Raw genomic sequence first — 236 nt, 5'->3', positions numbered from 1 at the left:
ATTCGAAGCGAGCGCGTGGGGATGTATTGCTGCGGGCCGACGGTCTACGATCACGCGCATATCGGCAATCTGCGGACCTATGTGTTCGAGGACGTGCTGCGGCGCGTGCTCGCGCGTAACGGCTACACGGTGCGGCACGTCGTGAATATCACCGACGTCGGCCATCTGACTTCCGATGCCGACGAAGGCGAGGACAAGATGGAAAAGGGCAGCCGCCGCACGGGCGAGTCGGCGTG

At 63.6% G+C, this 236-nt stretch carries 1 pseudogene; it reads left to right on the top strand.

Annotated elements, in window-relative coordinates:
* Nucleotides 1-236, top strand: a pseudogene (locus SB816_RS34890) (cysteine--tRNA ligase); the annotation flags it as partial.

It is taken from the genome of Achromobacter sp. SIMBA_011 (assembly GCF_046535435.1).
Taxonomy (GTDB): Bacteria; Pseudomonadota; Gammaproteobacteria; order Burkholderiales; family Burkholderiaceae_B; genus Achromobacter; species Achromobacter dolens.
This window is presented reverse-complemented; position numbering and strand designations above follow the sequence as displayed.